The organism is Agreia pratensis, assembly GCF_900177685.1.
Taxonomy (GTDB): Bacteria; Actinomycetota; Actinomycetes; order Actinomycetales; family Microbacteriaceae; genus Agreia; species Agreia pratensis.
This window is the reverse complement of sequence record NZ_FXAY01000004.1, coordinates 131,939-156,962: the sequence shown is the minus strand read 5'-3', so window position 1 is coordinate 156,962 and position 25,024 is coordinate 131,939. Positions and strand designations below refer to the sequence as shown.

General features: G+C 64.8%; 24 protein-coding genes and 1 tRNA gene. 6 read left to right on the top strand and 19 right to left on the bottom strand.

Translation table 11 applies throughout. From position 1 onward, the window contains the following. Positions 1-35 precede the first annotated feature (35 nt). From B9Y86_RS12865 to B9Y86_RS12850, 4 genes are all read left to right on the top strand, one after another. Positions 36-1,082 carry an ABC transporter permease gene (locus B9Y86_RS12865; protein ID WP_139824887.1) on the top strand — a complete coding sequence of 349 codons (1,047 nt, stop codon included), beginning with the start codon at positions 36-38 and terminating at the stop codon, positions 1,080-1,082. Then, positions 1,079-1,873: an ATP-binding cassette domain-containing protein gene (locus B9Y86_RS12860; RefSeq protein ID WP_085486668.1), complete on the top strand. Its 795-nt coding sequence runs from the start codon at positions 1,079-1,081 to the stop codon at positions 1,871-1,873. The genes B9Y86_RS12865 and B9Y86_RS12860 overlap by 4 nt, the downstream gene beginning before the upstream one ends. Beyond that, positions 1,870-2,184 (top strand): putative quinol monooxygenase, encoded by a 315-nt coding sequence (locus B9Y86_RS12855; RefSeq protein ID WP_176223355.1) that lies wholly within the window; start codon positions 1,870-1,872, stop codon positions 2,182-2,184. The genes B9Y86_RS12860 and B9Y86_RS12855 overlap by 4 nt, the downstream gene beginning before the upstream one ends. 73 nt (positions 2,185-2,257) lie before the next feature. After that, entirely contained in the window at positions 2,258-3,238 is a 981-nt protein-coding gene (locus B9Y86_RS12850; protein ID WP_244894752.1) for a carbohydrate kinase family protein, read from the top strand. On the opposite strand, the gene B9Y86_RS12845 is transcribed toward B9Y86_RS12850, so the two are convergent. From B9Y86_RS12845 to B9Y86_RS12825, 5 genes are all read right to left on the bottom strand, one after another. Further along, positions 3,235-4,053, bottom strand: coding sequence for a polysaccharide deacetylase family protein (locus B9Y86_RS12845; RefSeq protein WP_085486664.1), 819 nt, complete (start codon positions 4,051-4,053; stop codon positions 3,235-3,237). The two genes, B9Y86_RS12850 and B9Y86_RS12845, sit on opposite strands and share 4 nt — an antisense overlap. A 113-nt stretch (positions 4,054-4,166) precedes the next feature. Further along, on the bottom strand, positions 4,167-4,862 hold the full coding sequence (locus tag B9Y86_RS12840; protein ID WP_085486662.1) for an SOS response-associated peptidase: 696 nt from the start codon (positions 4,860-4,862) through the stop codon (positions 4,167-4,169). Between the two features lie 71 nt (positions 4,863-4,933). Continuing rightward, the gene (locus B9Y86_RS12835; protein ID WP_085486659.1) at positions 4,934-5,188 is read right to left on the bottom strand and encodes a hypothetical protein; all 255 of its coding nucleotides are present in this window, start codon (positions 5,186-5,188) and stop codon (positions 4,934-4,936) included. A gap of 32 nt (positions 5,189-5,220) precedes the next feature. Then, positions 5,221-5,294: transfer RNA gene (locus B9Y86_RS12830), tRNA-Leu, on the bottom strand. 162 nt (positions 5,295-5,456) lie between these two features. Further along, positions 5,457-7,292, bottom strand: a complete 1,836-nt coding sequence (locus tag B9Y86_RS12825) for an alpha-amylase family protein (protein WP_085486657.1) — start codon at positions 7,290-7,292, stop codon at positions 5,457-5,459. Positions 7,293-7,352: 60 nt separating this feature from the next. Here B9Y86_RS12825 and B9Y86_RS12820 point away from each other — a divergent pair, with 60 nt between their 5' ends. Next, positions 7,353-8,345, top strand: coding sequence for an alpha/beta fold hydrolase (locus B9Y86_RS12820; RefSeq protein ID WP_085486655.1), 993 nt, complete (start codon positions 7,353-7,355; stop codon positions 8,343-8,345). A gap of 52 nt (positions 8,346-8,397) precedes the next feature. Here the strand turns inward: B9Y86_RS12820 and B9Y86_RS12815 are convergent, their stop codons facing one another. The 11 genes from B9Y86_RS12815 to mfd form a co-directional block, all read right to left on the bottom strand. Beyond that, on the bottom strand, positions 8,398-9,864 hold the full coding sequence (locus B9Y86_RS12815; protein WP_085486653.1) for an NAD(P)/FAD-dependent oxidoreductase: 1,467 nt from the start codon (positions 9,862-9,864) through the stop codon (positions 8,398-8,400). Positions 9,865-9,902: 38 nt separating this feature from the next. Further along, on the bottom strand, positions 9,903-11,168 hold the full coding sequence (locus tag B9Y86_RS12810) for a S8 family peptidase (protein ID WP_085486651.1): 1,266 nt from the start codon (positions 11,166-11,168) through the stop codon (positions 9,903-9,905). Continuing rightward, the gene (locus tag B9Y86_RS12805) at positions 11,165-11,683 is read right to left on the bottom strand and encodes a DUF501 domain-containing protein (RefSeq protein ID WP_085486649.1); all 519 of its coding nucleotides are present in this window, start codon (positions 11,681-11,683) and stop codon (positions 11,165-11,167) included. Before B9Y86_RS12805 ends, B9Y86_RS12810 begins: the two co-directional genes overlap by 4 nt. Next, positions 11,680-12,231: an FtsB family cell division protein gene (locus B9Y86_RS12800; RefSeq protein WP_085486647.1), complete on the bottom strand. Its 552-nt coding sequence runs from the start codon at positions 12,229-12,231 to the stop codon at positions 11,680-11,682. The genes B9Y86_RS12805 and B9Y86_RS12800 overlap by 4 nt, the downstream gene beginning before the upstream one ends. Before the next feature lie 26 nt (positions 12,232-12,257). Further along, complete coding sequence (gene eno, locus B9Y86_RS12795) at positions 12,258-13,538, bottom strand: phosphopyruvate hydratase (RefSeq protein ID WP_085486645.1); 1,281 nt, start codon at positions 13,536-13,538, stop codon at positions 12,258-12,260. Positions 13,539-13,635: 97 nt separating this feature from the next. Then, the gene (locus B9Y86_RS12790) at positions 13,636-14,091 is read right to left on the bottom strand and encodes a MarR family winged helix-turn-helix transcriptional regulator (RefSeq protein WP_176223354.1); all 456 of its coding nucleotides are present in this window, start codon (positions 14,089-14,091) and stop codon (positions 13,636-13,638) included. A gap of 10 nt (positions 14,092-14,101) precedes the next feature. Further along, on the bottom strand, positions 14,102-15,703 hold the full coding sequence (locus tag B9Y86_RS12785) for an MDR family MFS transporter (protein ID WP_085486641.1): 1,602 nt from the start codon (positions 15,701-15,703) through the stop codon (positions 14,102-14,104). 201 nt (positions 15,704-15,904) lie between these two features. Beyond that, positions 15,905-16,357 carry a MarR family winged helix-turn-helix transcriptional regulator gene (locus B9Y86_RS12780; protein ID WP_085486639.1) on the bottom strand — a complete coding sequence of 151 codons (453 nt, stop codon included), beginning with the start codon at positions 16,355-16,357 and terminating at the stop codon, positions 15,905-15,907. A 19-nt stretch (positions 16,358-16,376) separates the two neighbouring features. Further along, entirely contained in the window at positions 16,377-17,660 is a 1,284-nt protein-coding gene (hisS, locus tag B9Y86_RS12775; RefSeq protein ID WP_085486637.1) for a histidine--tRNA ligase, read from the bottom strand. A gap of 9 nt (positions 17,661-17,669) precedes the next feature. After that, positions 17,670-18,326, bottom strand: a complete 657-nt coding sequence (locus B9Y86_RS12770; protein WP_085486939.1) for a nucleoside triphosphate pyrophosphohydrolase — start codon at positions 18,324-18,326, stop codon at positions 17,670-17,672. Continuing rightward, positions 18,323-21,934, bottom strand: a complete 3,612-nt coding sequence (gene mfd, locus B9Y86_RS12765; RefSeq protein WP_085486635.1) for a transcription-repair coupling factor — start codon at positions 21,932-21,934, stop codon at positions 18,323-18,325. Before mfd ends, B9Y86_RS12770 begins: the two co-directional genes overlap by 4 nt. Before the next feature lie 92 nt (positions 21,935-22,026). Between mfd and B9Y86_RS12760 the strand changes: the two genes are divergently transcribed. Continuing rightward, positions 22,027-22,629 carry a DUF6264 family protein gene (locus B9Y86_RS12760; protein WP_085486633.1) on the top strand — a complete coding sequence of 201 codons (603 nt, stop codon included), beginning with the start codon at positions 22,027-22,029 and terminating at the stop codon, positions 22,627-22,629. A gap of 26 nt (positions 22,630-22,655) precedes the next feature. Here B9Y86_RS12760 and pth read toward each other — a convergent pair whose 3' ends face one another. From pth to B9Y86_RS12745, 3 genes are all read right to left on the bottom strand, one after another. Then, positions 22,656-23,240 carry an aminoacyl-tRNA hydrolase gene (pth, locus tag B9Y86_RS12755; protein ID WP_085486631.1) on the bottom strand — a complete coding sequence of 195 codons (585 nt, stop codon included), beginning with the start codon at positions 23,238-23,240 and terminating at the stop codon, positions 22,656-22,658. A gap of 31 nt (positions 23,241-23,271) precedes the next feature. Then, entirely contained in the window at positions 23,272-23,895 is a 624-nt protein-coding gene (locus B9Y86_RS12750; protein WP_085486629.1) for a 50S ribosomal protein L25/general stress protein Ctc, read from the bottom strand. Between the two features lie 194 nt (positions 23,896-24,089). Next, positions 24,090-25,016, bottom strand: a complete 927-nt coding sequence (locus B9Y86_RS12745; RefSeq protein WP_139824886.1) for a hypothetical protein — start codon at positions 25,014-25,016, stop codon at positions 24,090-24,092. Positions 25,017-25,024: the final 8 nt, after the last annotated feature.

The window sequence follows — 25,024 nt, the reverse complement described above, 5'->3', positions numbered from 1 at the left end:
ACCCCTTTGCTTCACCTCCCCCCAGAAAGGCCCTCGTGACTTCCCCCAATCCGGTGACCAACCCACCGACGTCTTCACTCGCTCTCGCATCTGAGTTTCTCGACCGTCGCACGCCCATCGATCGTGTGCGAGGCGTTCTGCACCGCTACCCGGCCGTCAGCCCGGCCGTGGTACTCGTCCTCGCCGTCATCGTCTTCGGCATCCTGAACGACCGGTTTCTCGCCCCCGCCAATCTCTCGCTGATCACGCAGCAGGTCGCCGTCGTCGGAACCCTCGCTGTGGCTCAGACGCTGATCATTCTCACCGCGGGAATCGACCTCTCGGTCGGCGCTGTGATGGTGCTCGCATCGATGGTGATGGCGCAGACCGCGACGCAGAACGGCGTTCCCGCCTTCCTCGCTCTCCTGATCGGCATCCTGGTCGCCGTCGCCGCGGGACTGTTCAACGGTCTGCTCGTAACCAAGCTCAGACTGCCTCCGTTCATCGTGACCCTGGGCACACTGAACATCTTCGTCGCCCTGACCCTGCTCTACTCGGCCGGTTCCACCGTTCGTGGCTCCGACATGCCGTCACTGCTGCCGTCGACAGGTCAGACCTTCGACCTCTTCGGGGTGCGGGTCAGCTTCGGCGTGATCATCATGCTCGCGCTCTACATCGTCGTCGCCTTCATTCTGGGCAAGACGGCGTGGGGACGTCACGTCTACGCAGTGGGTGACGACAAAGAAGCCGCGCGTCTCGCCGGAATCAGCGTCAACCGCGTGCTCGTCAGTGTCTACATCGCCGCCGGCGCCATCCTGGCCATCGGCGCGTGGATTCAGATCGGCCGCAGCAACGCGGCCAGCCCCAACGCGGGAGCCGACCTCAACCTCGACTCGATCACGGCTGTCGTGATCGGTGGAACGAGCCTGTTCGGTGGTCGAGGCACCATCTGGGGAACGCTGCTCGGTGCCCTCATCGTGGGAGTCTTCCGCAACGGTCTCTCGCTCGCCGGACTCGACGTGCTCTACCAGACGCTCGCCGTGGGCATTCTCATCATCGTCGCGGTCGGCGTCGACCAGTGGATTCGAAAGGTACGCAAGTGACCATCACAGACAAGGTCGTTCCCGAGGCCGAGACCCGCACGCCCGTCCTTCAGGCCCGTCGGCTCGTCAAGACGTACGGCCGCGTCGTTGGCCTCGACGGAGTGAGCCTCGAGCTCTACCCGGGCGAAGTGCTCGCCATCATCGGTGACAACGGAGCCGGAAAGTCGACGCTCATCAAGTGCCTCACCGGAGCCGAGATCCCTGACGAGGGCGAGATCTTCCTCGATGGCAAGCGGGTCTCGTTCAAGCGGCCGCAAGATGCCCGTGTGGCCGGCATCGAGACCGTCTACCAGAACCTCGCCGTCTCTCCTGCCCTCGATGTGGCGTCGAATCTCTACCTCGGCCGAGAGAAGCGCAAGAAGGGAATTCTGGGATCGGTCTTCCGCATGCTCGATACCGCCGGAATGCGGCGCGAAGCGAAGGAGGAGCTGACGAAGCTCGGTATCTCCACACTCCAAGACGTCACCGTGCCGGTCGAGAACCTCTCTGGAGGACAGCGGCAGGCAGTCGCCGTCGCCCGATCGGCGGCGTTCGGGTCGAAGGTCGTGGTCTTGGACGAGCCGACGGCAGCCCTCGGTGTGCGCGAGTCGAACCAGGTCCTCGAGCTCATCCGCAATCTGCGCGACCGCGGCGTGCCCGTCATCCTGATCAGTCACAACATGCCGCACGTATTCGACGTGGCCGATCGCATCCACATTCAGCGCCTCGGAAAGCGAGCGGCGACCATCACGCCGCAGTCGCACTCGATGACCGACGCCGTCGCGATCATGACGGGTGCGGCCACCGCGTGAGCGTCGTCGCCCCCGGCCCGAAGGTGCTGTACGCCGAGTTCACAGCGCTACCCGGATGCGAGGAGACGGTCGCCGAGCTTCTGGCAGGGCTGGCCGACGAGGTGAGGCGCGAGCCCGGATGCATCGAGTTCGCTCCCTATCGAGTGAGCACGGAGCCCTCGCGGTTCTTCGTCTACGAGGTCTACCTCGATGACGACGCGTTCACGGCGCACATCACTGCACCGTACGGTCGTGTCTTCAACGAACGGCTCGTTCCCCTGATCGTCGAAGACGGTTCGCAGCTAACCTGGCTGCAGCCGCTTTCGAGCTGATCACTTGCGTTTGATGGCTCTGCCTGCTGCTTCCGGGCAGGCAGAGCCATTTCCCTGTCCTGAAAGGCTTTCCGTGTCGAACCCGCTCACCGCAGTCACCGCAATCGGTGAATCCCTCGTCGACGTGATCGTGGGCTCCGACGGAGCACCCAACACGGAGCATCCCGGCGGATCGCCGATGAACATCGCGCTCGGCCTTGCACGTCTGAACAGGCCCGTCGCTCTCGTGACGCACATCGGCAACGACGCCCGTGGCACCTCGATCGCCGAGCACCTTCACGACGCCGGTGTGACGCTCGCCTTCGGCTCCGTTCGCGACGAGCCCAGTTCGACGGCGACCGCGTATCTCAAGCCCGATGGATCCGCGGAGTACGTCTTCGACCTTCACTGGTCGCTCCCATGCGGCCTCAATATCGACGACCCGATTCTCGCCGGGTCGCAACTCGTGCACGTCGGATCGATCGGAGCATTTCTCGAGCCTGGCGGCAGCACTGTCGTCTCCCTGCTGACACAACTCGTCGATTCCGAGCACCGGCCGCTCGTCTTCTTCGACCCGAACATGCGGCCGAGCATCGTGACCGATCACGGAGCGGCACTCGCTCGGTTCGAGCGGATCGCGGCACTCGCTGCCGTTGTGAAGCTCAGCGACGAAGACGCCGAGTGGCTGTATCCAGAACTCGATCTCGAGGCCGCGATCGAGCGCATCCTGGGTTTCGGCGTCGGCCTCGTGACTGTGACGCTGGGCAGCGCTGGCGCGCTTCTGGCCACCCGCTCGCTGCGGGTGACAGCTCCCGGTGTCGCCGTCGCAGTTGCAGACACCATCGGCGCGGGCGATTCGTTCATGAGTGCTCTGATCGACTACATCGCCGAGCTGCTCGACGAAGGTGTCGATTCAGACGCACTGCGAAACGGCCAGGCATTCGATGCGGCACTGCTCAAGAGCATTGGCGAATACGCCGTGCGGTGCGCCGCCATCACGGTCTCACGCCCCGGCGCCAATCCCCCCACTCGCGAGGAGATCGGGAACCTCCGGATGGACTCGAGCGTCTCTTAGCGAGCGAACACATCGTCGAGGGTGACGGTCGCCAACCCGCGAGCCGCGATGAGGTCGCTGAGAGCCGGGAACACGTTCGTCACCGGCAAGAAGTTGAGATGCCCGATGACGATGTGCTCGGGCAAAAACCACTGCGCGGCGAAGTCTGTGACCTGCTGCTCCGTGATCAGTCCTGAATCCGAGAGCGTGCCGTACCAGAGCACAGGCGTGGTGTACCCGATCGACGCCGCGAGCTGGTCGGTTCGAGCAGAGCGGAACCCGTAAGGCGGTCGGTAGTACGGCCGCGGATCGACGCCGTAGGTCCCGACGATGAAATCGTGGTTTCGCTGCAGTTCCGCGATGGCTGCCGCGTCGGAGAGTGAAGTGAGATCGGCATGCGACCAGGTGTGATTGCCGAGCTGGATCTGACCGGACTGCACCAGAGGCCTGAGAAGATCCGCGTTGTCGGTCCAGCCCGAATAAGAACCGTTCAGGAAGAAGGTCAACCGGGTGCCCGTGCTCTTGGCGAACTCGGCGTACAACCGAATCACCTCGCTGTTGGAACCGTCATCGACTGTCCAGGCCAGCAGGTTCTGGTTGCCCGGCAGACCCGTCATCACGCCGGCCGGAATCGGAACCTTCTCGATCACCGGCAGCCTGTGCATGGGAGAAGATATCGGCGGTACTGTCTGCACCGGCGCCGCCGCTTTCGAGGCGGGTGCCGATGGGGCCAGTACTCCGACAGGCGCGCTTCGCGGCACCGCGGCCGTGCACGCGTCGAGACCCACGATCGCACCGCTTGCGGCGATCAGCGAAAGAAAAGTGCGACGCTGCACTGAGGTCCTTATGGATCGAGGAATGACGCTGTTCGGCAGCCGTAACGGGTGCCGCACGAACAGCATGTCGTAGTCGTGTTGCGTCTGATAGCCCACAAAGTGGGGGCTGGCTCTTACACAGGCATGATCAGCTCAGGACCGTCGCCCCGCACTGGCCCCACTTCATAGGCTTCGAGCTCGGAGGCGACGGGGAGGGCAGCCTTCACGGCGGCGTCGACCATCGCCTGATCACCGGCGATAGTGGGATCAAGCCACCAGTCCCATAGGTCACGTGGTAGCGGTACAGGATTCCGGTCATGAATGCCGATCAGCTGGTCGACGGCATCTGACGTGAGGATTGTCGCGGTGAGTGTCCAGAAGTCGTCATCGTCTTCGTTCTTCGAGTGGTCAGGCCACCACGAATACAGGCCGGCCATGCCGATCATCTCGCCGGGCAAGTGGATGAAGTGCGGGGTCTTCCGAGTCCTCTCGGTCTTCCACTCGTAGTATCCGGTTGCGGGAATGATCGCCCGGTGTGACTTCAGTGGACCACGCCACGTCGCCTTCGACGCAAGCCCTTCAGCCCGGGCGTTGAACGTCGGGTATTTCAGCTTCACCTCTTTCGAGTACGACGGCACCAGCGACCACCGGGCAGGCTCGAGACGCCGCACATCACCGCCGTCATCTTTCGCGGAGTCGAGCAAGACCGGGATGGTGTCTGTAGGCGCGATGTTCCACGACGGCGCCCAGTCTCGAAAGTCTCCGCCCTGCGCGACGAACTCTTGAATGAGATCGTCGGTCTCCTTGTCCATCGCGAATCGCCCGCACATACCGTTCAGTCTGTCTCTTGTCGGGTGCTCTTTCCAGTGCCGTGGCCGCATAAACGGGGCGTCGCTTCGAATTACTCCGCAGGCGCATCCGAGGCGTCGAGAAGAATGCGAACTCGTTGCCCGGCGGGCGTCGTCATGAGAGCAAACACCTCGACCTTGAAGGCGTCTTTTCCCTGCTGATCGGCATACGCGAGTACGTCCCGTATCGACGCGCCCACAACGTTATAGCTGCCCACGCTGAATTCCGTCTCCCAAACTGCGACCCGAAAGGTCGGCAAGGGGAGTTCGATATCTATATCTCGTTCATCTACCAGCGTGACGTTCATGTCGAGCTCCCAATAATCACAGCTAAGACTCGTACCCCCACAGGGACTCGAACCCTGACTGAAACGATTTTAAGTCGTCTGCCTCTGCCGATTGGGCTATGGGGGCCCAGGCATCATCGAGACTACCGAAGCTTCAGGTGTTGTGGTCTCGATACGCTCGTTCCTCGCTACTCGACCGGCGCAGGGGTTGTTCCTCGCGCGAGCTACTCGACCGGCGCAGGGGTTGTTCCTCGCGCGAGCTACTCGACCGGCGCAGGCGGCGCTAGTGTCAGATGCGCAGCCAGAGGAACTGGTGCGGCTCCAGCACCAGATCGGTCCACAGGTCGACCGTGCTGGCCGTGACCAGGTCGTCGGCTGTCGGCGGCAAGCCTGCCAGCGTCTCTTGTGTCACTGTCTGCGGAGTGTCCGCGAAGTTCGCGAGCACCACGACCGTCGACGGCACTCCGTAGTGCGTGCCCAAGCGCTGATAGCCCAGTACATGAGGGTTGTTCGTGCCGAAGGGAACGAGGTCTCCCCCGGCGAACTCCGATGTTGCCTGCCGCACGGCGATCAGGTGACGCAGCCTCAGGTAGATGCCCCCGGCATCCGTCGTCGCATCCAACCGTGAGGCGTAGCGCGAGGCCGGGTAGCGCGGCCGCCCGACCCAACGGCTGTCGTCTGCCTGGCCGGGAACGTCGAGCTGACCGTAGTCATTCGTCTGCCCCACTTCGTCTCCGAGGTAGAGGAGCGGGATTCCCCCCGTGCTCAGAATGATCGAGTGCGCCAGCACGATGCGATAGACGGCCTCGGGGTCGCCCGCTTCCAGGCCGGCGAGGGATGCTGTCGTGCCCGACACACGCGCATCTCCGGTCTTCGGGTTCTCCTGAAAAGCGACGCCGCGCGAAAAGCTGCCGGCAAAACGGTTGACGTAGAACGCATTGAGAAAACGGCGGTGGTCGAAACCGTCGATGCCCAACTCACGGGCATCCTCGTCGGCGAAGGTCCAGCCGATGTCGTCGTGACTGCGCACGTAGTTGACCCACGCGGTGCCCGGCGCGATGGCGTGACGGCGCTCGAGGGCCTGCGACAGCAGACCCACCTCTCGGGTCGCCAGAGAGTTCCAGATCAACGCCATCTGCAGCGGGTTGTAGCTCAGCTGGCACTCGTCAGGCGAGATGTACTGAGCGACCTCGTCGGGGTGCACAATCGCCTCCGACTTGAACAGCAATGACGGCGCCGCGATGCGGCAGACCGCATTGAAGGCCTGCAGCAGCAGATGCGCCTCGGGCAGATTCTCGCTTGTGGTGCCGAGCCTCTTCCAGATGAAAGCCACGGCATCCATGCGCACCACGTCGACGCCCGCGTTGGCCAGAAAGAGCAGCTCCCCCGCCATGGCCCGGAAGACCGCGGGATTCGAATAGTTCAGATCCCACTGGAACGAATGGAAGGTCGCCCAGACCCAGCGCCCGTCGTCGAGTTGCACAAACGACCCGGGGTGGTCGTCGGGAAAGATCTCGCGCACGGTCTCTTCGTAGGCGTCGGGCATCTCGCGATCGGGAAAGATCCAGTAGAAGTTCTCGAACTCAGGGTCTCGGGCGAGGGCCTTCTGCGCCCACTCGTGCTCGTTCGAGGTGTGATTGAAAATGAAGTCGATCACCAGCGAGATTCCGTGCGAGCGAAGCTCGGCTGCGAGTTCGGTGAGCTGCTGCATCGTTCCGAGCGACGGATTCACCTGGCGATAGCTCGACACCGCGTAGCCCCCGTCGGAGTTCTCGCTCGGCGCGAGGAACAGCGGCATCAGGTGCAGGTAGGTGAGACCGAGCTCCACGAAGTACGGGATGCGATCGCGGATTCCCGAGAAATCGCCGGCATACAGATCGACGTAGCAGACGCCGCCGAGCGAGCGATTCGACAAGAACCAATCAGGCTCGGCCTCGCGCTTCTCGTCGAGCAGTCGCAGATCGGCCGGTCGCGCCTGCCACGACTCTGTCAGCTCACGAACGAGGGATTCGAGATGCTCGGCTACCGCAGGTGAGTCACCGTAGATGCGGGTGAACAACGACTCGAGCCGGGGAAACTCCGCGTCGAGTCGCCGCCGGAACTCCCGCTCCTGCCCTGTGATCATCGTTTCTCCCTTGCACACACTTCCAGCACTCTATCGATCAGTCCTTAGTAGCCTCTAAAAATGAGTGCGTCGCGCCGTTCTGAACCCCAGACGAATTCCTCGACCGAGGTCACCGTCGACCGGGTCTACGACGGCGATCTCTATGTGCGCGTCAGCACGATCGGCAAGATCGGCGATCGACCGTTCGTCCTCGTTCCGGGCATCGGGGTGTCGAGCAACTACTTCGAGCGTCTGGCACCGAACCTCAATCGATTCGGCCCCGTACACGCGCTCGATCTGCCGGGATTCGCGGGCGTTCCGCATCCGCGTTCGGCCCTGAGCATCCGAGGTTATGCCGATCTCGTGGGCCGGGTCATCGATGAGTTCGGGCTCGTCGATCCGATCGTCGTCGGCCACTCCATGGGCACCCAGATCGTGAGCGACCTGGCTTCGCGTCGTCCCGAGATCACGACCCTGGTGCTGATCGGCCCCGTGGTCAACGCGTCCGAACGGCGCATCGCTGTGCAGGCCGTGCGCTTTCTGCAATCCGCCTGGCACGAACCGGGGCGGGTCAAGTTCCTGGCGGTCAGCTCATATCTGCTCTGCGGTTTCCGATGGTTCTTTCGCGTGCTGCCGCGCATGATGAGCTTTCCCCTCGAAACCCGGCTTCCTCTGGTTCGGGCCAACACCCTGGTGATTCGCGGAGAGCACGACGCGGTTGCGCCCCGAGACTGGGTCACGCGCGTCGGTCGCCTCCTTCCCCACTCGCGCAGCTGGGAGATGCCGGATTCCGCACACTCGGTCATGCACGCGCACGCCGAGGAGGTCGCGCGTCTCTGCGTGGCGTTCGCCGAACATCCCGGAACAGACGACGACACGCTGCGCACCTACGATCTGTCGGCAGACGACATTCCCGACGCCGAAGACGAGAAGCCTCCGGCGGATGCCGCCAAGGGCATCGCGGGCCGGCTCACCGAGACGGTCGGAATTCTCACCGACAACGACGAGGTGATCGCCCGAGGCAAGACCATGCATGCGGAATCGATGAACGACCCCGACAAGACGTCTCGTTAACGCACGAAGCGCCCTCTCCCTGTGAAGGAAGGGGCGCTTCGAGGTAAGACGACTACTTGGTGTCGACCGGGTCTCCGCCGCCGACCACGATCGGAGCACCCTCGGGCGAGGGCAGGCTCTTCTCAGCGGTCTTCTTGGCCGGTGCACGCTTGGCCGCCGGCTTCTTTGCAGCAGCTGCCGGCTCAGCAGGCGCCTCAGCGGCCGGGCGCGGGCGCGACGCGAATGCCTCGAACGCCGCACGCGGGGTGACCCGGGCCTCGAGCGAAGCGATGTCGCGACCGAGAACGAAGTTGAAGACCCAGTTGCCGATGACGCGGATCTTGCGCTCCCACGTGGGCATGGCGAGACCGTGGTAACCGCGGTGCATGAACCAGGCGGGGAGGCCCTTGATGGCGATCTTGCCCGACTGGAATGCGCCCACTCCGATGCCGAGGCCTGCGACGGCTCCGGCGTTCTTGTGGTTGTACTCGACGAGCGCCTCGCCACGCAGAGCGGCGACGATGTTCTTGGCCATCAGGCGACCCTGACGAACGGCGTGCTGGGCGTTGGGCACGCAGAAGCCGCCGACACCACCACCCGAGAGGTCGGGAACCGCTGAAACGTCACCGGCACCCCAGGCGTCGGCGACGATCTCGTCGGCGGTGCCGACGCGGAGGTCGGGGCGGACCTGAAGGCGTCCGCGCTCTTCGATGGGAAGGTCGGTGCCCTTCAGCATCGGGCTCGCCATGACGCCGGCGGTCCAGATGATGGTGTCCGACTCGAAGCTCTCACCCGTCGAGAGTTCGATGACTCCCCCGACAGCCGACTTGAGCTGCGTGTCGAGGTGAATCTGGGCGCCGCGCTCGGCCAGGTTCTTGATGACCCAGAGGCTGGTGGGCAGCGAGACCTCGGGCATGATGCGCCCCATGGCCTCGATGAGGTGGAAGTGCGTGTCTTCGAACTTGATCTCGGGGTACTGCTTCAGAAGGCCGCTCACGAACGAGCGCAGCTCGGCGAAGATCTCGATACCTGCGAAACCGCCACCGACGACGACGACCGTCAGCAGTCGGTCGCGCTCGGGACCGATGGGCAGGCGGGCCGCCTTGTCCATGTTGGTGAGGATGCGGTCGCGGATCGCGACGGCCTCTTCGATGGTCTTGAGGCCGATGGCCTCGTCGGCAACACCCGGGATCGGGAACGTGCGCGACACAGAGCCGGCGGTGACGACGATCTGGTCGTAGGCGAACTCGTACGGCTCGCCGATGTTGGGCGTGATGGTCGCGGTCTTCGACGCGTGGTCGATTCCGGTGACCTTCGCTGCGACGATGGCGGTCTTCTTGAGGTGACGGCGCAGCGGCACGATCGCGTGACGGGGCTCGATGGAGCCTGCGGCAACCTCAGGGAGGAAGGGCTGGTAGGTCATGTAGGGAAGCGGGTCGACGACGGTGACCTCTGCTTCGCCGGGCCGGAGCCACTTTTCGAGTTTCCATGCGGTGTAGAAACCGGCGTAGCCGCCGCCGACGATCAAGATTCTGGGCACAGTGAAAGCTCTCCTAGGGGGAAGGTGTTGTAGTTAATCTACTCCCTGCGCCGCACGCGCCGAACATGCACCACTGCTGCTGTGACGATCATCGCGAAGAGCATCAGGAACACGGAGATCACTGCGATGGGAATTCCGTTCATGGTCAGTTTAGCAACGCTCGGCCACCAGGATGCTTTTGGTTGCGCCGTCTTCGCCGGGTCGCCGTTCTCGGGGGCCGCGATCGGCTTCGGGCCCGCACCCGAGGCATCCGGCGACGGCCTGTATGTGGCGACCCAGTCTTTGAGCGATCCCATCGGATTCGCGGTGACCGAGGGAACGTCTGCCGTGACCGCGGCCTCGGCGTTGATGAGTCCGTGGCCGTAGATGGGCCCGGGAACAGGCTCGCCCTTGGGAGTTGCAGTGCTCACGATGCGATTGATCACGCCGGCCACGTCGAGGTCGGGATGCGCCGCGCGAACGAGCGCGACGAGTCCAGACACGATCGGCGTGGCTCCGCTCGTTCCCGCCCACCTCACATAGCCGCCACCGGGAACTACTCCGACCAACTGTTCGCTGGGCGCTGCGACGGCGATCGTGATGCCCTGGCTCGACGCGTCGAAGCTGGCATCGCCGTTGCGGTCGACGCCTGCGACGGTCAGTACTCCGGGAATCGTGGCGGGCGCCCCGACCTCAGTCGTGCCGCTTCCGCGGTTGCCCGCAGCGGCCACCACCACCACATCGTGTTCGGCTGCGTAGAGAAACGCGTCGTCCCAGCTCGTCGGCCAGTCGAGGCTGTTGCGGGTGAGCGACATGTTGATGACATCGGCGCCGTTGTCGACCGCCCAGCGCACCGCGTTGGCGATCTGGTCGTCGGTTCCGACGACACCGGCGCCCAGGGCCACGCTTATCGAGAGAAGCGACGCTTCCGGGGCGACTCCGATGACGCCGTCGTTCGGTCCGGTGCCGCGGCCGGCGATAAGCGAGCCCACCATCGTGCCGTGCTGGTTCTCGTCGCCGACCGGCGTCTGGCCGTTGGGCGAGCCCACACCGGAGACGTCTGTTCCCCCGGAGACCACGCCCGCGAGGTCGGCCACGGATCCGTCGACCCCCGTGTCGATCACCGCGACGGTCACACCGGCACCGCGGGTGGTGTTCCACGCTGCCTGCACACCATAGTCGGCCAGCCAGTATTCGGCATTGCGCACCGTGTCGGCCTGCGCCGTCTGCACCGGCCCGACGGGTGCGGCAACGAGGATGCCCGTGGCGAGCGCCGCCGAGACCGCCACGACCCGAAGGCGCGGAGTGCGACGGCGCCCGGTCACGCGGTGGCCTCGTAGTCGATGCACTCGCACACGAAAGGCGACCAACGCCCGCGCTCGAGCGCGAGATCGCCGATGGGATTCACCCCGGGGCCGGCTGCGAGTGCGTGCCCAGCGAGGGCATGAAGACACTTCACCCGCACGGGCATGCCGCCGGCCGAGACCCCCGCGAGTTCGGGGACGACCTCGATACCCTCCCGGTCGGAAATGTAGGTCTTATGCGCCGACTCATACTGCTGGCGCAGAGAGTCGTCGTTCGGCAGCAGCTCCTGGAACTCGGCCATCACCTGGGTCGCCTCGAGAGCCGACATGGCGGCCGTGGCGGCGGGGTGACTCAGGTAGTACAGAGTCGGAAACGGGGTTCCGTCTTCGAGTCTGGGCTTGGTCGCGACCACGGTCGGCGCACCGCAGACGCAGCGCGCGGCGATGCCGATGACGTTGCGCGCCGGGCGTCCGAGCTGTGCTGAGACGGTCGCGACGTCTTTCTCGGAGGGCGGGTCGAACGGGGGTGTCGTCACTGGATGGTTCCGGATTTCTGAAGTTCTTCGGGCGTCTGGGTACTGAGGCCGGCATTGACTCCGGAGGAGAAGATGGCGCCGAGCCAGTCGACCTTGGTGTTCTGGATGCCGGTGGTCACGGGGGCGTTGTCGGCCGGCGCCGTGGGCGCCTGGTCATCGATCACCAGAAAGCTGGTCTCGCCGGGCATCACGAAGTACAGCCTGTCTCTGGCTTGCGCCTTGATGTAGGCCGGGTCGCTCCACCGAGCGACCTGTGAATCGAGCTGGGTGTTCTCTGTCTGCTTGTCGATCACGGCCTGCTGCAGTGAAGCGAGCTGCTGCCGCTGCTCGATGTAGAGCCGCAATCCTGGCGCGAGGACGACCACGAAGACCACCAGCACACCGAGGATCACGAAGGTCAGCCCGGAGACCCGGAAGCTGTACCTCTGAGATGACGCGCCGCGAGAACGCGGAATGCGCGCACCCCGGGGGGCACGCGCATTCCGAGGCTTCGGCGCGTCATCCGACGAAGCGGCCCCGAGGGGCACGCCCAGTGTCGGCTTGCGCATCGAGCGCCTTTCGTTCGGTGTTGGTCTTAGCCCTTGAAGCGGGGGAAGGCCGTGCGACCCGCGTAGAACGCAGCGTCACCCAGCTCTTCTTCGATCCTCAGAAGCTGATTGTACTTAGCGACGCGCTCGCTGCGGGCAGGCGCTCCGGTCTTGATCTGGCCGGAGTCCGTCGCGACCGCGAGGTCGGCGATGGTGGTGTCTTCGGTCTCGCCCGAGCGGTGCGACAGAATCGCGGTGTAGCCGTGGCGCTGTGCCAGGCTCACGGCGTCGAGCGTCTCCGTCAGCGTGCCGATCTGGTTGACCTTCACCAGAATCGAGTTGCCAGCGCCGAGGTCGAGGCCCTTCTGGAGGCGTGCCGGGTTGGTGACGAACAGGTCGTCTCCGACGATCTGCAGCTTAGAGCCGAGTTCGGCGGTGAAGTGCTGGTAGCCCTCCCAGTCGTCTTCCTGCAGCGGGTCCTCGATCGACACGAGCGGGTAGTTCGCGGCCAGGTCCGCGAAGTACGCCGTGAGCTCGAGTGCCGAGAGCTGCTTGCCCTCGAAGTGGTACGAGCCGTCTTTGTAGAACTCGCTCGCGGCAACGTCGGTGGCGAGCGCGATGTCGCTGCCGAGCGTGAAGCCGGCGTTCTGAATAGCCTGCGCAATGAGGTCGAGCGCCTCGCGATTGCTAGACAGGTTGGGGGCGAAGCCGCCCTCGTCACCGAGGCCGGTCGAGAGGCCCTTCGAGTGAAGCAGCGACTTGAGCGAGTGGTAGGTCTCGACGCCCCAGCGCAGCGCTTCGGAGAACGACTCCGCGCCGAGCGGGACGATCATGAACTCCTGCACGTCGATGTCATTGTCGGCGTGCGATCCACCGTTGATGATGTTGAGCAGCGGAACGGGCAGGGTGTGCGCATTCGGGCCGCCGACGTAGCGGAACAGGGGAAGGTCAGCCGAGTCTGCAGCGGCTTTGGCCACGGCGAGCGAGACGCCGAGGATCGCGTTGGCGCCGACGCGCTTCTTGTTCTCGGTGCCGTCGACCTTGATCAGTTCTGCGTCGATGAGGCGCTGGTCGGTGGCGTCGAGACCCTCGATGGCCGGGCCGAGCTCGTCGATGACGGCGGCGACAGCCTTCTGCACGCCCTTGCCCAGGTAGCGGCTCTTGTCTCCGTCGCGCAGTTCATACGCTTCGAATGCACCGGTGGAGGCTCCCGAGGGAACGGCCGCGCGCGAGACGATGCCGTCTTCGAGCAGCACCTCTACCTCGACGGTCGGGTTTCCCCGTGAATCAAGAATCTCGCGAGCGCCTACAGCTTCGATCAATGCCACTGGTGTTTCTCCTCTATCAGAGCAAGGTGGTTTGCATGGAGAGCGCCTTCCGCTGTCCGCTCGCAAGTCTAACGACCGCCGGATGCGCGTGGCTGAGTTAGGCGCGCGGGTCACTCGCGTTGAAACGCTCGAGGAGCGCAGAGAACGTCGACAGTTCATCAGCGCTCCACTCCCCTAGCCTGTCGCGATAGTCGCTCTTCACCCGCTGACGCAGGACTTCCATGCGTTCTTCAGCCAACGGCGTCGGAACCAGAAAGCTCGAGCGGCCGTCGCGCGGATCGGGCTCGGTGTCGACGAGACCGAGGTCGCGCAGCACCTTGATCTGCCTGCTCACGGCGCTCTTGTCGAGCCCGGTCTGTTGGATGATCGTGCTCGCCTGAGCAGGGGCACACGTGAAGATCATGCGCAGAATATTGAAACCGGTGGGCTGCAGCTCGGGGTGGAAGCCGTTCGAGTAGTCCCGCAGCGCCGACTTTCCGGAGCGGAAAAGCTGGGCGATACCGGCCTCGATGCCGAGCAGCAGCTCCTGCTCGACGTTTGTAGGTTCTGTCACAGGCATTAGGTTACCGGGCGTTCACGGCGGGCATCGAGCCTGTGCGAGGCGTCGCGGCGACCTCGTCGGCGCTCACAGCGACGATCGTGTCAGCGGGGGTATCCGACATCTGCTCGAGAGCCGTCTTGGTTCCCAGCGGCTTGGCCGGCAGGAACGCGATGGCGATCACGGTGACGATGGCCAGCGGAATGGCCAGCATGAAGACGTCTCCGATCGCGTGGCCGTATGCCGACTCGACGATCACTCGAACGGGAGCCGGAAGGGAGCTGACATCTGGAATCGCTCCCCCGCTCAGGCCCTGCGCCGCCTGCGCGCCGGCCGCACCGAGGCCCGTCAGGCCATCCTTCACGAATTGAGCGACCTGGGTGCCGAGGACCGCACCCATGACAGAGACGCCGATCGTGCCGCCCAGGCTGCGGAAGAACGCGACCGAGGCGCTCGCCACGCCGAGCTGGCGCGGGTCTACGGAGTTCTGCACGACGAGCACGAGGTTCTGCATGACCATTCCCACGCCGGAACCCATGATGAACATGAAGACGGCGACGAGAACGTAACTCGTGTCGTAGCGCAGGGTCGACATCAGCGAGACACCGATGGTGAGAAGGATCGATCCGACGACCATGTAGCGCTTCCAGGTACCAGTGCGGCTGATCAGCTGTCCGATGACGGTCGAGGAGACGAGCACGCCTCCGATCATGGGGATCGTCAGGAGCCCGGACTCGGTCGGGGTGGCGCCACGGGCCAACTGCATGTACTGGCCGAGAAAGACACTGGTGCCGAACATGGCGACGCCCACGGAGATGCTGGCGACGACAGCGAGAGTGAACGTGCGGTTCTTGAAGAGCGTCATTGGAATGATGGGCTCCTTCACGGTGAGCTCGACCCACACGGCGGCACCGAGCAGCACGACGCTGCCGCCGACCATGAGGTAGGTCTGCCACGAGTTCCACTCGAAGTTGTTGCCCGCGAGCGTGACCCAGATGAGCAGCAGGGAGACACCGGCGGCGATCAGCACGGCGCCCAGGTAGTCGATGGTCACCTTCTTGCGCACCTTCGGCAGCTTAAGAGTGAGCTGCAGCACGATGATCGCGGCCACCGCGAAGGGAACAGCGATGTAGAAGTTCCAGCGCCATCCGATCGAATCCGTGACGATGCCGCCCACAAGCGGTCCCCCGACAGTCGCGACGGCCATGACCGCACCGAGGAGCCCCATGTACTTTCCGCGCTCCCGGGGGCTGATGATGTCGGCCATCACAACCTGAACGAGGGCGGTCAAGCCGCCAGCGCCCAGCCCCTGAAGTACGCGGAAGAGGATCAGCGTTCCCGTGTCTTGCGAGAAGCCCGCAAGGATCGATCCGAGCGTGAAGATGACGAGGGAGATCTGAATGAGCAGCTTGCGGTTCGTGAGGTCGGCGAGTTTGCCCCAGATCGGCGTCGACACTGTCGTGGCGAGAAGCGTCGCGGTGACCACCCAGGTGAAGGCGGCCTGATTGCCCTTGAGATCGCCGATGATCTTCGGCAACGAACTCGACACGACCGTCGAAGCCAGAAGAGCGACGAACATGCCCAACAGAAGGCCCGAGAGGGCCTGCAGCGTCTGTCGCGGGGTCATTGCCGACCGAGCCGGCACGGTGGCGCCGGGTTGGGATTCGGCGGTGGAAAGAGTGGACAAAGAGTGCTCCCCAAAAAGAAAACTCCTCACCGCTCGTCGATGAGGAGAAAGTTGACTTGCGTCAACCATAGCAAACTAGTTGACAACCCACAACGACCCCCGGATTTCTCCGAGGGCCGTTGCTTTTCGTCTGGATGAAGATCAGGCGGCGACGACCTCGCTGCGCACCGCGATGCTGCACTCGAGAAGGTCGACCGTGCGCTGGAGCACGGCGACGTCGTCGGGATCGAGTTCGTCGAAGAGGGGCTCCAACGTGGAGCCGAGCCGATCGCGCCAGTCGGCCAGCGCGCGCTGGCCCTTGGGCGCGACGGCGATCTGCCATGCGCGCGCATCAGTGCTGTCTGCGATGCGCTTGATCCACTCGAGCTCGTTGAGGTTCGCGACGATCTTGGTCATGGTGGGCTGACTGACCCGACTGTGCTTGGCGAGTTCGCCGAGCCTCATGGGGCCGAAAGAGGTGAGCACGCTGAGCGTGCGCCACGTGGCAGGTGACGTGGAATCGCCGGTGGCCTGCGCAGCGAGGCGGGTGAGACGGTGGGTGACCGATACGAGGTCGCCGAGAATGGTGCTGAGTTCGCTGTTCACTTGATTCATTGTATAGCCCGGCTATGCTCTAGTGCCCCAGGGGCCGGAAGGTCAGGTCTGCGGCGCCCTGCACGCCGGGCTGCACCGACGCCACACGCGCGAAGCCCGCAGCGCTGAGTCGCTCGAGCTGAAGTTTGGCATTCTTGGCTTTACGCTCGAGCCGCACCCGTGATCCGGATGCGATCAGCTGGGTCTTCAACGACTGCAACAGCACCGCAGATGCTGCGGCATCGTGCAGCACGACGACAGAGTCGGGCGCCTGCTCGTCTGGCAGATCGACCAGGTCGACGATGCGCTCGAAGCCGATGGAGAACCCGACCGCGGGAACGTCTGTTCCGAGGAACCGTCCGATCATGCCGTCGTACCGACCGCCGCCGCCGAGAGAGAAGGCGAAGTCGGGGTGGGCGATCTCGAAGATGGTGCCCGTGTAGTAGCCCATGCCCCGAACCAGGAACGGATCGAAGCGAATGCGGCCGGCATCCAGCGCGTCGCCGATAGACGAGAGCTGGGCGATCGCATCGGGGTCGATGCCGTCGGGCAGCGCTCGCGCGATGGAATCGCGCCCGAACGCCTGCGCCGTTCCAACGTTCGGGCTGTCGAAGAACGCCTCGAGCGCATCGGTCGCCTCGGCCAGCTGAGGAGTCTTGGTGCGCAGTTCGGCGACGACGCCGGCGGTGCCGATCTTGTCGATCTTGTCGATGACGATGAGGACGAATTCGTGCTGATCAGCCGGGAAGCCGAAGAGCTCGAGCATGCCGATGAGCAGGCGTCGGTCGTTGATGCGCACCGTGCAGCCCTGGAGTCCCAGAGCGTCGAGCGTCGCGAGTGTGGCCGAGATCAGCTCGATCTCCGCAAGCGACGACGCATCACCGATGATGTCGATGTCGCACTGCATGAACTGGCGGTAGCGACCCTTCTGTGGGCGCTCCGCGCGCCAGACCGGTGCGATCTGGATGCTGCGGAAGACCCCCGGAAGCTCGGCTCGGTGAGTCGCGTAGAACCGGGCGAGAGGCACGGTCAGGTCGAAGCGCAAGCCGAGATCGGCGAGTGTCTGCGCGTCGTCGGTCGAGGCTGCGGATTCGAGCTGCGCCTGATCGATGCCTCGTTTCAGCACGCTGAACGACAGCTTCTCGTTGTCTCCGCCGAGCCCGGAGTGGAGACGTTGGATGTCTTCCATCACCGGCGTCTCGATCTCGTCGAAACCGTGCGCCGAGTAGCTGCGTCGGATCACACCAAGCGCATGCTCCCTCTTGGCCTTCTCGCCGGGGAGGAAGTCGCGCATGCCACGGGGAGGGGTTACTGCAGAAGCCATTGTTCGATTCTATTGACCACCGGCGGGTATCTCTGCGTGGCGGATCTCGCCCTGCAGATCGCGCAGGGTCGATCTGAGGGCGCGCTCCGCGTCGAGACCCTGAGCCTTGGCCGACGCGACGATCGCCAGGAGCAGCCCGCCGAGCTCGTCTTCGGTCTGCATCGGTATTGCCGCGATCGCATCCTTGTCGAGCACGCCGATCTTCTGGGCCCGGCCGATGACCTTGTCGGCCAGAGCCAGCGCAGGCATACCCTGCGGGATGCCGTCGAGCACGCTGGTACGCCCCGGCTTCTCCACGGCCTTCAGCTCGTCCCAGACGGCGACGACATCGTCGGCCGTGTGGGCGACGGGGTCGCCGAAGACATGCGGATGCCGGCCGATCATCTTGGCCGTCATGCGCTCGGCGACGACCTCGATGTCGAACTCCTCGCCGGGAGTGTGCGCGGCCAGATCGGCGTGGAACAGCACCTGGTAGAGAACATCTCCCAGCTCTTCGATGATGTCGTCACGGGTCCCGGCCTCGAGCGCTTCGATCAGCTCGTAGCTCTCTTCGACGAGGTACTGCACGAGTGACTCGTGCGTCTGCTCCGCATCCCACGCGCAGCCGCCCGGGCCGCGCAGCCGGGCTACGGTGCGCACGAGCTCGTCGAGTTTGGGGTAGGTCATGACTGCTTCTCGCTCTCTGCCGCCGCCGGTGCAGGGAAGAGCGCGGTGAGCACGCTCTTCGTCCACTCGATGAGGGCAGCGTCTTCGAGGACTGCTCCGTCGACGACGGGCAGTGGAATGGAGACGGCCCCCGCCTGTGCGAAGTATTTGGCGTCGGGGTACATGCGGCGCATGCGCACCTGAATGGAGTCGGGAAGGTCGGCGGGCGCGAGACGCAGATTCGAGCCCATGGTGACGACCTCGCCGAGCCCGGACTTCTGAGCCTGGCGACGCAGCCGCGACACGGCCACGAGATTGGCGACCTGTTCGGGCGGTTGCCCATAACGGTCGGTGAGTTCCTCGATGACGAGGTCGATCTGCTCATCGTTCGACGTGGGAGAACTCGCCGTCGACAGCTTCTGATAGGCCTCGAGGCGCAACCGCTCGCTGTCGACGTAGTCGTCGGGGATGTGCGCATCGACCGGGAGTTCGAGTCGCAGTTCGGTCTGGCCCTCTGCGACGTCTCCGCGGAACGTCGATACGGCCTCGCCGATCATGCGCAGGTAGAGGTCGAAGCCGACGCCCGCGATATGGCCCGATTGCTCTCCGCCGAGAAGGTTTCCGGCACCTCTGATCTCGAGGTCTTTGAGGGCGACCTGGATGCCCGAGCCGAGCTCGTTGTTGGCCGCCAGAGTGGTGAGTCGGTCGTTCGCGAGATCGGTGAGCGGCTTGTGCTCGTCGTAGAGCAGATAGGCGTAGGCACGCTCGCGCCCGCGGCCCACGCGCCCGCGCAGCTGATGCAGCTGGCTGAGGCCGTACTTGTCGGCACGGTCGACGATGAGGGTGTTGGCGTTGGCGATGTCGAGTCCGGTCTCGATGATCGTGGTAGACACCAACACGTCGAACTTGCGCTCCCAGAAATCGACGATCACCTGTTCGAGCTGGTGCTCGCCGAGCTGGCCGTGGGCAACACCGATGCGCGCCTCGGGAACGAGCTCTGCCAGCTGGGCCGCGACCTTGTTGATGCTCGAGACACGATTGTGCACGAAGAACACCTGGCCTTCGCGCAGCAGCTCGCGCCTGATCGCCGCTCCGACCTGCTTGTCGGAGTACGGACCGACGAAGGTGAGGATCGGATGCCGGTCTTCGGGTGGAGTGGCGAGCGTCGACATCTCGCGGATGCCGGTGACCGCCATCTCGAGCGTGCGCGGAATGGGCGTGGCGCTCATCGACAGGATGTCGACGTTCGTCTTGAGCTTCTTCAGGGCATCTTTGTGCTCCACCCCGAAGCGCTGCTCCTCGTCGATGATCATCAGACCGAGGTCTTTGAAGCCGATGTTCTCTGACAGCAACCGGTGCGTCGCGATCACCACGTCGACCGTGCCATCTTTCATGCCGGCGATCGTCTCCTTCGATTCCTTCTCTGTCTGGAATCGGCTCAGAGGGCGAAGATGCACCGGGAAGCCGGCGAAGCGCTCTTGAAACGTCTCGAGGTGCTGACGCACGAGAAGGGTCGTCGGAACAAGAACGGCGACCTGCTTGCCATCTTGCACAGCTTTGAATGCCGCCCGCACGGCAACCTCGGTCTTTCCGAACCCGACGTCGCCCGACAGGAGCCTGTCCATCGGAATGGGACGTTCCATGTCGGCCTTCACCTCGTCGATGACGGTGAGCTGATCAGGAGTCTCGGCGAACGGGAACGCCTCTTCGAGCTCGCGCTGCCACGGGGTATCAGGGCCGAATGCGTGCCCCTTCGACGCCATGCGTGCCGAGTACAGCTTCACGAGTTCGACCGCGATGTCGCGCACGGCCTTGCGAGCCTTGCCCTTTGCCGCAGACCAGTCGCTGCCGCCCATTTTCGAGAGCCCGGGGGCCTCGCCGCCTACATAGCGCGAGAGCAGGTCGAGCTGGTCTGTGGGCACATAGAGCTTGTCGCCGGGATATCCCCGCTTCGACGGCGCGTACTCGATGACGAGGTATTCGCGTGTGGTCTTGATGGGGTTGCGGCCACCCGACTTGACCTCACGCTGAGTCAGCTCGATGAACTTGCCGATGCCGTGGGTGGTGTGCACGACGTAATCGCCCTGCTTGAGCTGCAGCGGGTCGACGACATTGCGTCGACGCGACGCCAGCTTCTTGACCTGACGGGAGTCGTAGCCGACGGTTCGACCGTAGAACTCGGACTCGGCGATGAGCGCGAGCTTGATCTCCGGCAGTTGGAAGCCGTGGTCGACCGTGGCCTTGAGGAGGTAGGCGATGCCGGGCTCGGCATCTGCCGAGAACAGCTCGACGACACGGGCTGCGATCTCGTTCTCGGCCAGCACATCGGCAGCTCGCTCGACGAGACCTGCCCCCTGAGCGACGACCGCGACCGTCCACCCGTCGGCCACGAGGCCCCGCACATGCTCGATCGCGCCGTCGACGTTGCCCTGGAAGCTGGGCACCGGGTCTGCTTCGATGCGCACCGTGAGGTGCTCTTCGATGTCACGATGCTCCGGCAGAACCTCGATCAGTCCGTCGGCGGCTCCCGGGGCAGATTGGAACGTCGAGAGCGTCCACCAGGCGCGGTCGGCGCCGGCGGCGGCCCGCAACTCATTGAGAGTGATGAACTCACCGCTCGTCAGGTCGATCGGAGCTTCGGCCCCGGCCGTCGCTGCCGTCCACGCTGCCGCAAGGAACTCCCGGTTCGTTTCGGCGAGGCTCACGGCACGGCTGGCGACCTTCTCGGGCGAGAGCACGGCGATGGCCGAGCCCTTCGGCAGGTAGTGCGCGACAGTGACCAGCCTGTCGAGGAGGGCCGGCGCAAGCGATTCCATGCCCTCGACCGGGATTCCCTCGGCGATCTTGGCGAGCAGACCGGCAATGCTCGGAAACTCGTGCTGCATCTCTCTGGCACGCTGGCGCACGGCGTCGGAGAGCAGGAGCTCACGGCTGGGCGGAAGATCGACCGACTCGACGGGAGTGTCGAGAGACCGCTGGTCGGCCACGGAGAAGGCGCGGATGCTTTCGACCTCGTCGCCGAAGAAGTCGACGCGGTAGGGGTGCTCGGCGATGGGAGGGAAGACATCGAGGATGCCGCCGCGCACCGCGTACTCGCCCCGGCGGGTGACCATATCGACGCGTGAGTAGGCCAGGTTCACCAGGTCGAGCGACAACCTCGAGAGGTCATGCCCGCGTGCGCCCGTGACGAGATGGATGGGTTCGAGATCGGCGAGGTTGTCGGCGAGAGGCTGCAGCGCGGCGCGCACCGATGCGACGACGACGAGAGGCTTCTCACTGCTCCAGGTCGAGAGACGACGCAGCGCGTCTATTCGTTTGCCGACGATCTCGGCGCTAGGACTGAGCCGCTCATGCGGCAGCGTCTCCCACGCGGGAAACTCGACGATCTCGGCCTCGGGAGTCATCGAGGCCAGGGTTCCTCTGAGCATCTCGGACTCGCGCCCGGTGGCCGTGACCACGAGCAACGCCTGCGGCAGACCATTAGCCCCGCGCTGCTCGAGGAGACCTGCGAGCAGCGGCGCACGAAGGCCTTCGGTCAGGGAGAAGTCGACATCGCGCGCAGCATACGCGAGAGCGTTGTCGAACGTGGAGGCGCGCGAAAGCGCGTGAGTCAAGCCCTGGAGGATCACCGTGCAAGCTTACGCGGGCCCACCGACAGGCGCCCCTGGCGCCGGTAGAGTTCCTTAGGACTCACTCTGCCCGAACCGTTCTGAGGACTCCCGTGTCGAACGTTCCCCCCATCGAACCATCCGAGCCCGCTCGCGACGACCGCCCACGACCCCGCTACGGCGAGTACGCGCCCGCTTCGCAGACTCCTCCTGTCGAGGCCTCGCCCACCGACGCGCGACCGCAGCACCCGGCCGCAGAAGCTCAGCCTTTCGCCGCCTCGACCTTCACTCCGACGTCCGCCGTCTTCCACAACGCTCCCCCGGCGAAGCCGAAGACGCTCGGAGTGGTGGCGTTCGTCGCCGGCCTTGTCGTTCTTCTCTTCGCCGTCGTGCTCTCCGTCGTCGGCGGCCTCGCCTTCGCGCCTATCGCGGGCAAGGCGATCACCGCCGGAGGCGTCATCGACCAGACGGTCATCACCAGCGACGACCCCGGCATCGCCGCGTTCGGAGTGCTGAGCACCGTCTTCTTCGTCGCCGGATCGCTTCTCGGTCTGTGGGCCCTCGTGCAGGGCCTCATCGCCACGATCACAAAACGCGGCAGAGCATTCGGAATCGTCGCCATGGCCCTCGCCGTCGCCACACCGGTGATCTCGTTCGTCGTGTTCTACGCCGTGACCTTCGCCTCTGCTCCAGAGATCTTCAGCAACGTCGGCTGACGTCTGGCGTCAAGCAGGTGAGTGCGTCAATTGATTGAATGAAAGTGCTGCTGGGCGGCCGTCAGCCCGTCGTCGGCGATCTTCTCGACGGCGTCAGCGGCATCCACGAGGAGATTGGGCAGAGCCTGACGCTCGGCGGCCGAGAAGTCGCGCAGCACGAAGTCGGCCGCATCCATTCGACCGGGCGGGCGACCCACGCCGACCCGCACGCGGATGAAGTCGGGTGTTCCGGCGGCGCTGATGATGTCTCTGATGCCGTTGTGACCGCCCGGACCGCCCCCCGACTTCAGCCGGAGAGTGTCGAACGGAATGTCGAGCTCGTCGTGCACAACGATGAGCCTCGATGGCTCGAGACTGTAGAAGTTCAGAAGCTGCGAGACCGGGCCACCCGAGTTGTTCATGAACGAATTGGGCTTGGCCAGAATCAGCTTCGGCCCGCCCGGGCGCAGAAACCCCTCGGCGACCGTGGAGTTCGTTTTGTGTTTGCCGAACTTCGCGCCGATTCGCGCGGCCAGTTCGGCGAGGACCATCTGGCCCACATTGTGCCTATTGCCAGCGTAGCCGGGCCCGGGATTCCCGAGCCCGGCTACGAGCCAGACGTTGTCAGACAGTTTCGTGCCTCACGTAGCGTGTAAAGAGGTGTTACTCGGCAGCCTCGGGCGAACCGGTGGCCTCGTCGCCCGCGCTCAGCGAGTCGCCGAGGTCGGCCTCTTCAGGAACGGTGACGTTGATGACGAGCAGCTCCGGGTCGCTGACGAGCGTGGCGCCCTCGGGCAGCACGACGTCCTTGGCGAGGATCTGGGTGCCCTCGACGGCGCCCTCGATGTTCACGACGATGCGCTCCGGGATGCTGATGGCCAGCACCTCGACGAGCAGCGTGTTCTCGTCGAGCGACGCCAGCGTGCCGGCGAACGACTCACCTTCGACGTGGATCGGAACCTCGACCTGGACCTTTTCACCCTTGCGTAGGACGATGAGGTCGATGTGCTCGATGATCTGCAGAACGGGGTCCTTCTGGACGTCCTTGACCAGGGCGGCCTGCTCGGTGCCCTCGATGTCGAGGTCGAGAACGGCGTTCGCCTTGCGCAGGATCAGCGCGACCTGGTGGCCGGGCAGCGTGATGTGCACGGGCTCGGTGCCGTGACCGTAGAGAACGGCGGGGATCTTGCCGACGGCGCGGATCTTGCGGGCAGCGCCCTTGCCGAACGAGGTGCGAACCTCGGCTACAACGCTGTTGTCGTTCTGGGCTTCTTTTTTGTCAGCCATGAGAATGCTCCTTGGCGAGCCACGAGGCCCGCATCGTTAGTGTCAATGATTCAACTCGACCGCGTATTGCGAGAGGAAAGACCCAGTTCTTGCGTGCCTCATCCACCGCGTCGATAACGGATGCTTTCGGGCGCCTTGGCCGCACGCCGAACGGCATCCCTCGCCGAAGTTCAGTGGCCAGTGTACACGGCGGGTCAGCGCACCGCTCGCCGCGCTCGGGCACAGGATGCCGCCACACCGATCAACGTCACGCCGATTGCGGCGACGAAGCCGATCGTCAAGACACTGGATGCCCCTCCCGCGGCATCCGAGGACAACGGCGCGACAGCGCGAAATGCGGCGGTCGACACAGCCGGGAGGAACCCCGCCAGGCCGGCGAGCAGCACGATCGTGCCAATGATCGCCGTGCCGACCGAACTCCAGGCCGCGGTGAGTGCCACTCCGCCCAGAACGAGACATCCGCCCAGAAGAATCAGCAGCGAAGGGGTATCGAGCGAACGAGCGCCGTACGACCCTGCCGACCGCAGCAGTGCGGTCGATCCGACCACGAGCAAGGCGAGCCCTCCCATCGTCGCGACGACGGCCACGATGATCGACACGACGGCACGCACGCCGCGGGAGCGAGCAGCACCCGAGCGTGAGGCGATGACACGGGCCAGCGCCGATGCGAGCAACGTGACGCCCACGGCGAGGAGGAGGCCGGACTGACACCAGAGGCTGAGCGTTATCACGCCGGTGCGCCCGAACCCCGGCAGCGCCCGCGACGCCTGCTCGACAAGGCTCGGGTCGAGAAGGAAGGCCAGACCGGCCGCGGTCACGATGACTCCGCCGACCAGCGGCCCGGCTGCCGAGAGCAGGCCGGACAGCACGACCACGATGAGGAGCACCAACCCGGCGACGGCGAGGAGAATCGCGCCGATGTCGGCGTCGGTGCGAGCCTCCTGGAGGATCTGCTGGTAAGCCCGGCCTCCGCCCGCGATCACCATCAGCAGCGCGGGCACAGTGAGGATCAGCCCGATCAGCGAGCTGACCACCCGGGCAACGACCGACCCTCCTCCGGATCGCGACCCACGGACAGAAGGTTCTTGGAAGTCGGATGCGGAGAAGATTCGCTGAGACATGCAGCGAT

Bases quoted from the DNA above. Each gene is read 5' to 3' on its own strand.
- B9Y86_RS12840 (WP_085486662.1), bottom strand. From the start codon at position 4,862: ATGTGCGGGCGATTCGCGATGGACAAGGAGACCGACGATCTCATTCAA.
- B9Y86_RS12835 (WP_085486659.1), bottom strand. From the start codon at position 5,188: ATGAACGTCACGCTGGTAGATGAACGAGATATAGATATCGAACTCCCC.
- B9Y86_RS12825 (WP_085486657.1), bottom strand. From the start codon at position 7,292: ATGATCACAGGGCAGGAGCGGGAGTTCCGGCGGCGACTCGACGCGGAG.
- B9Y86_RS12820 (WP_085486655.1), top strand. From the start codon at position 7,353: ATGAGTGCGTCGCGCCGTTCTGAACCCCAGACGAATTCCTCGACCGAG.
- B9Y86_RS12800 (WP_085486647.1), bottom strand. From the start codon at position 12,231: ATGCGCAAGCCGACACTGGGCGTGCCCCTCGGGGCCGCTTCGTCGGAT.
- B9Y86_RS12785 (WP_085486641.1), bottom strand. From the start codon at position 15,703: ATGACCCCGCGACAGACGCTGCAGGCCCTCTCGGGCCTTCTGTTGGGC.
- B9Y86_RS12780 (WP_085486639.1), bottom strand. From the start codon at position 16,357: ATGAATCAAGTGAACAGCGAACTCAGCACCATTCTCGGCGACCTCGTA.
- hisS (WP_085486637.1), bottom strand. From the start codon at position 17,660: ATGGCTTCTGCAGTAACCCCTCCCCGTGGCATGCGCGACTTCCTCCCC.
- B9Y86_RS12770 (WP_085486939.1), bottom strand. From the start codon at position 18,326: ATGACCTACCCCAAACTCGACGAGCTCGTGCGCACCGTAGCCCGGCTG.
- B9Y86_RS12750 (WP_085486629.1), bottom strand. From the start codon at position 23,895: ATGGCTGACAAAAAAGAAGCCCAGAACGACAACAGCGTTGTAGCCGAG.
- B9Y86_RS12745 (WP_139824886.1), bottom strand. From the start codon at position 25,016: ATGTCTCAGCGAATCTTCTCCGCATCCGACTTCCAAGAACCTTCTGTC.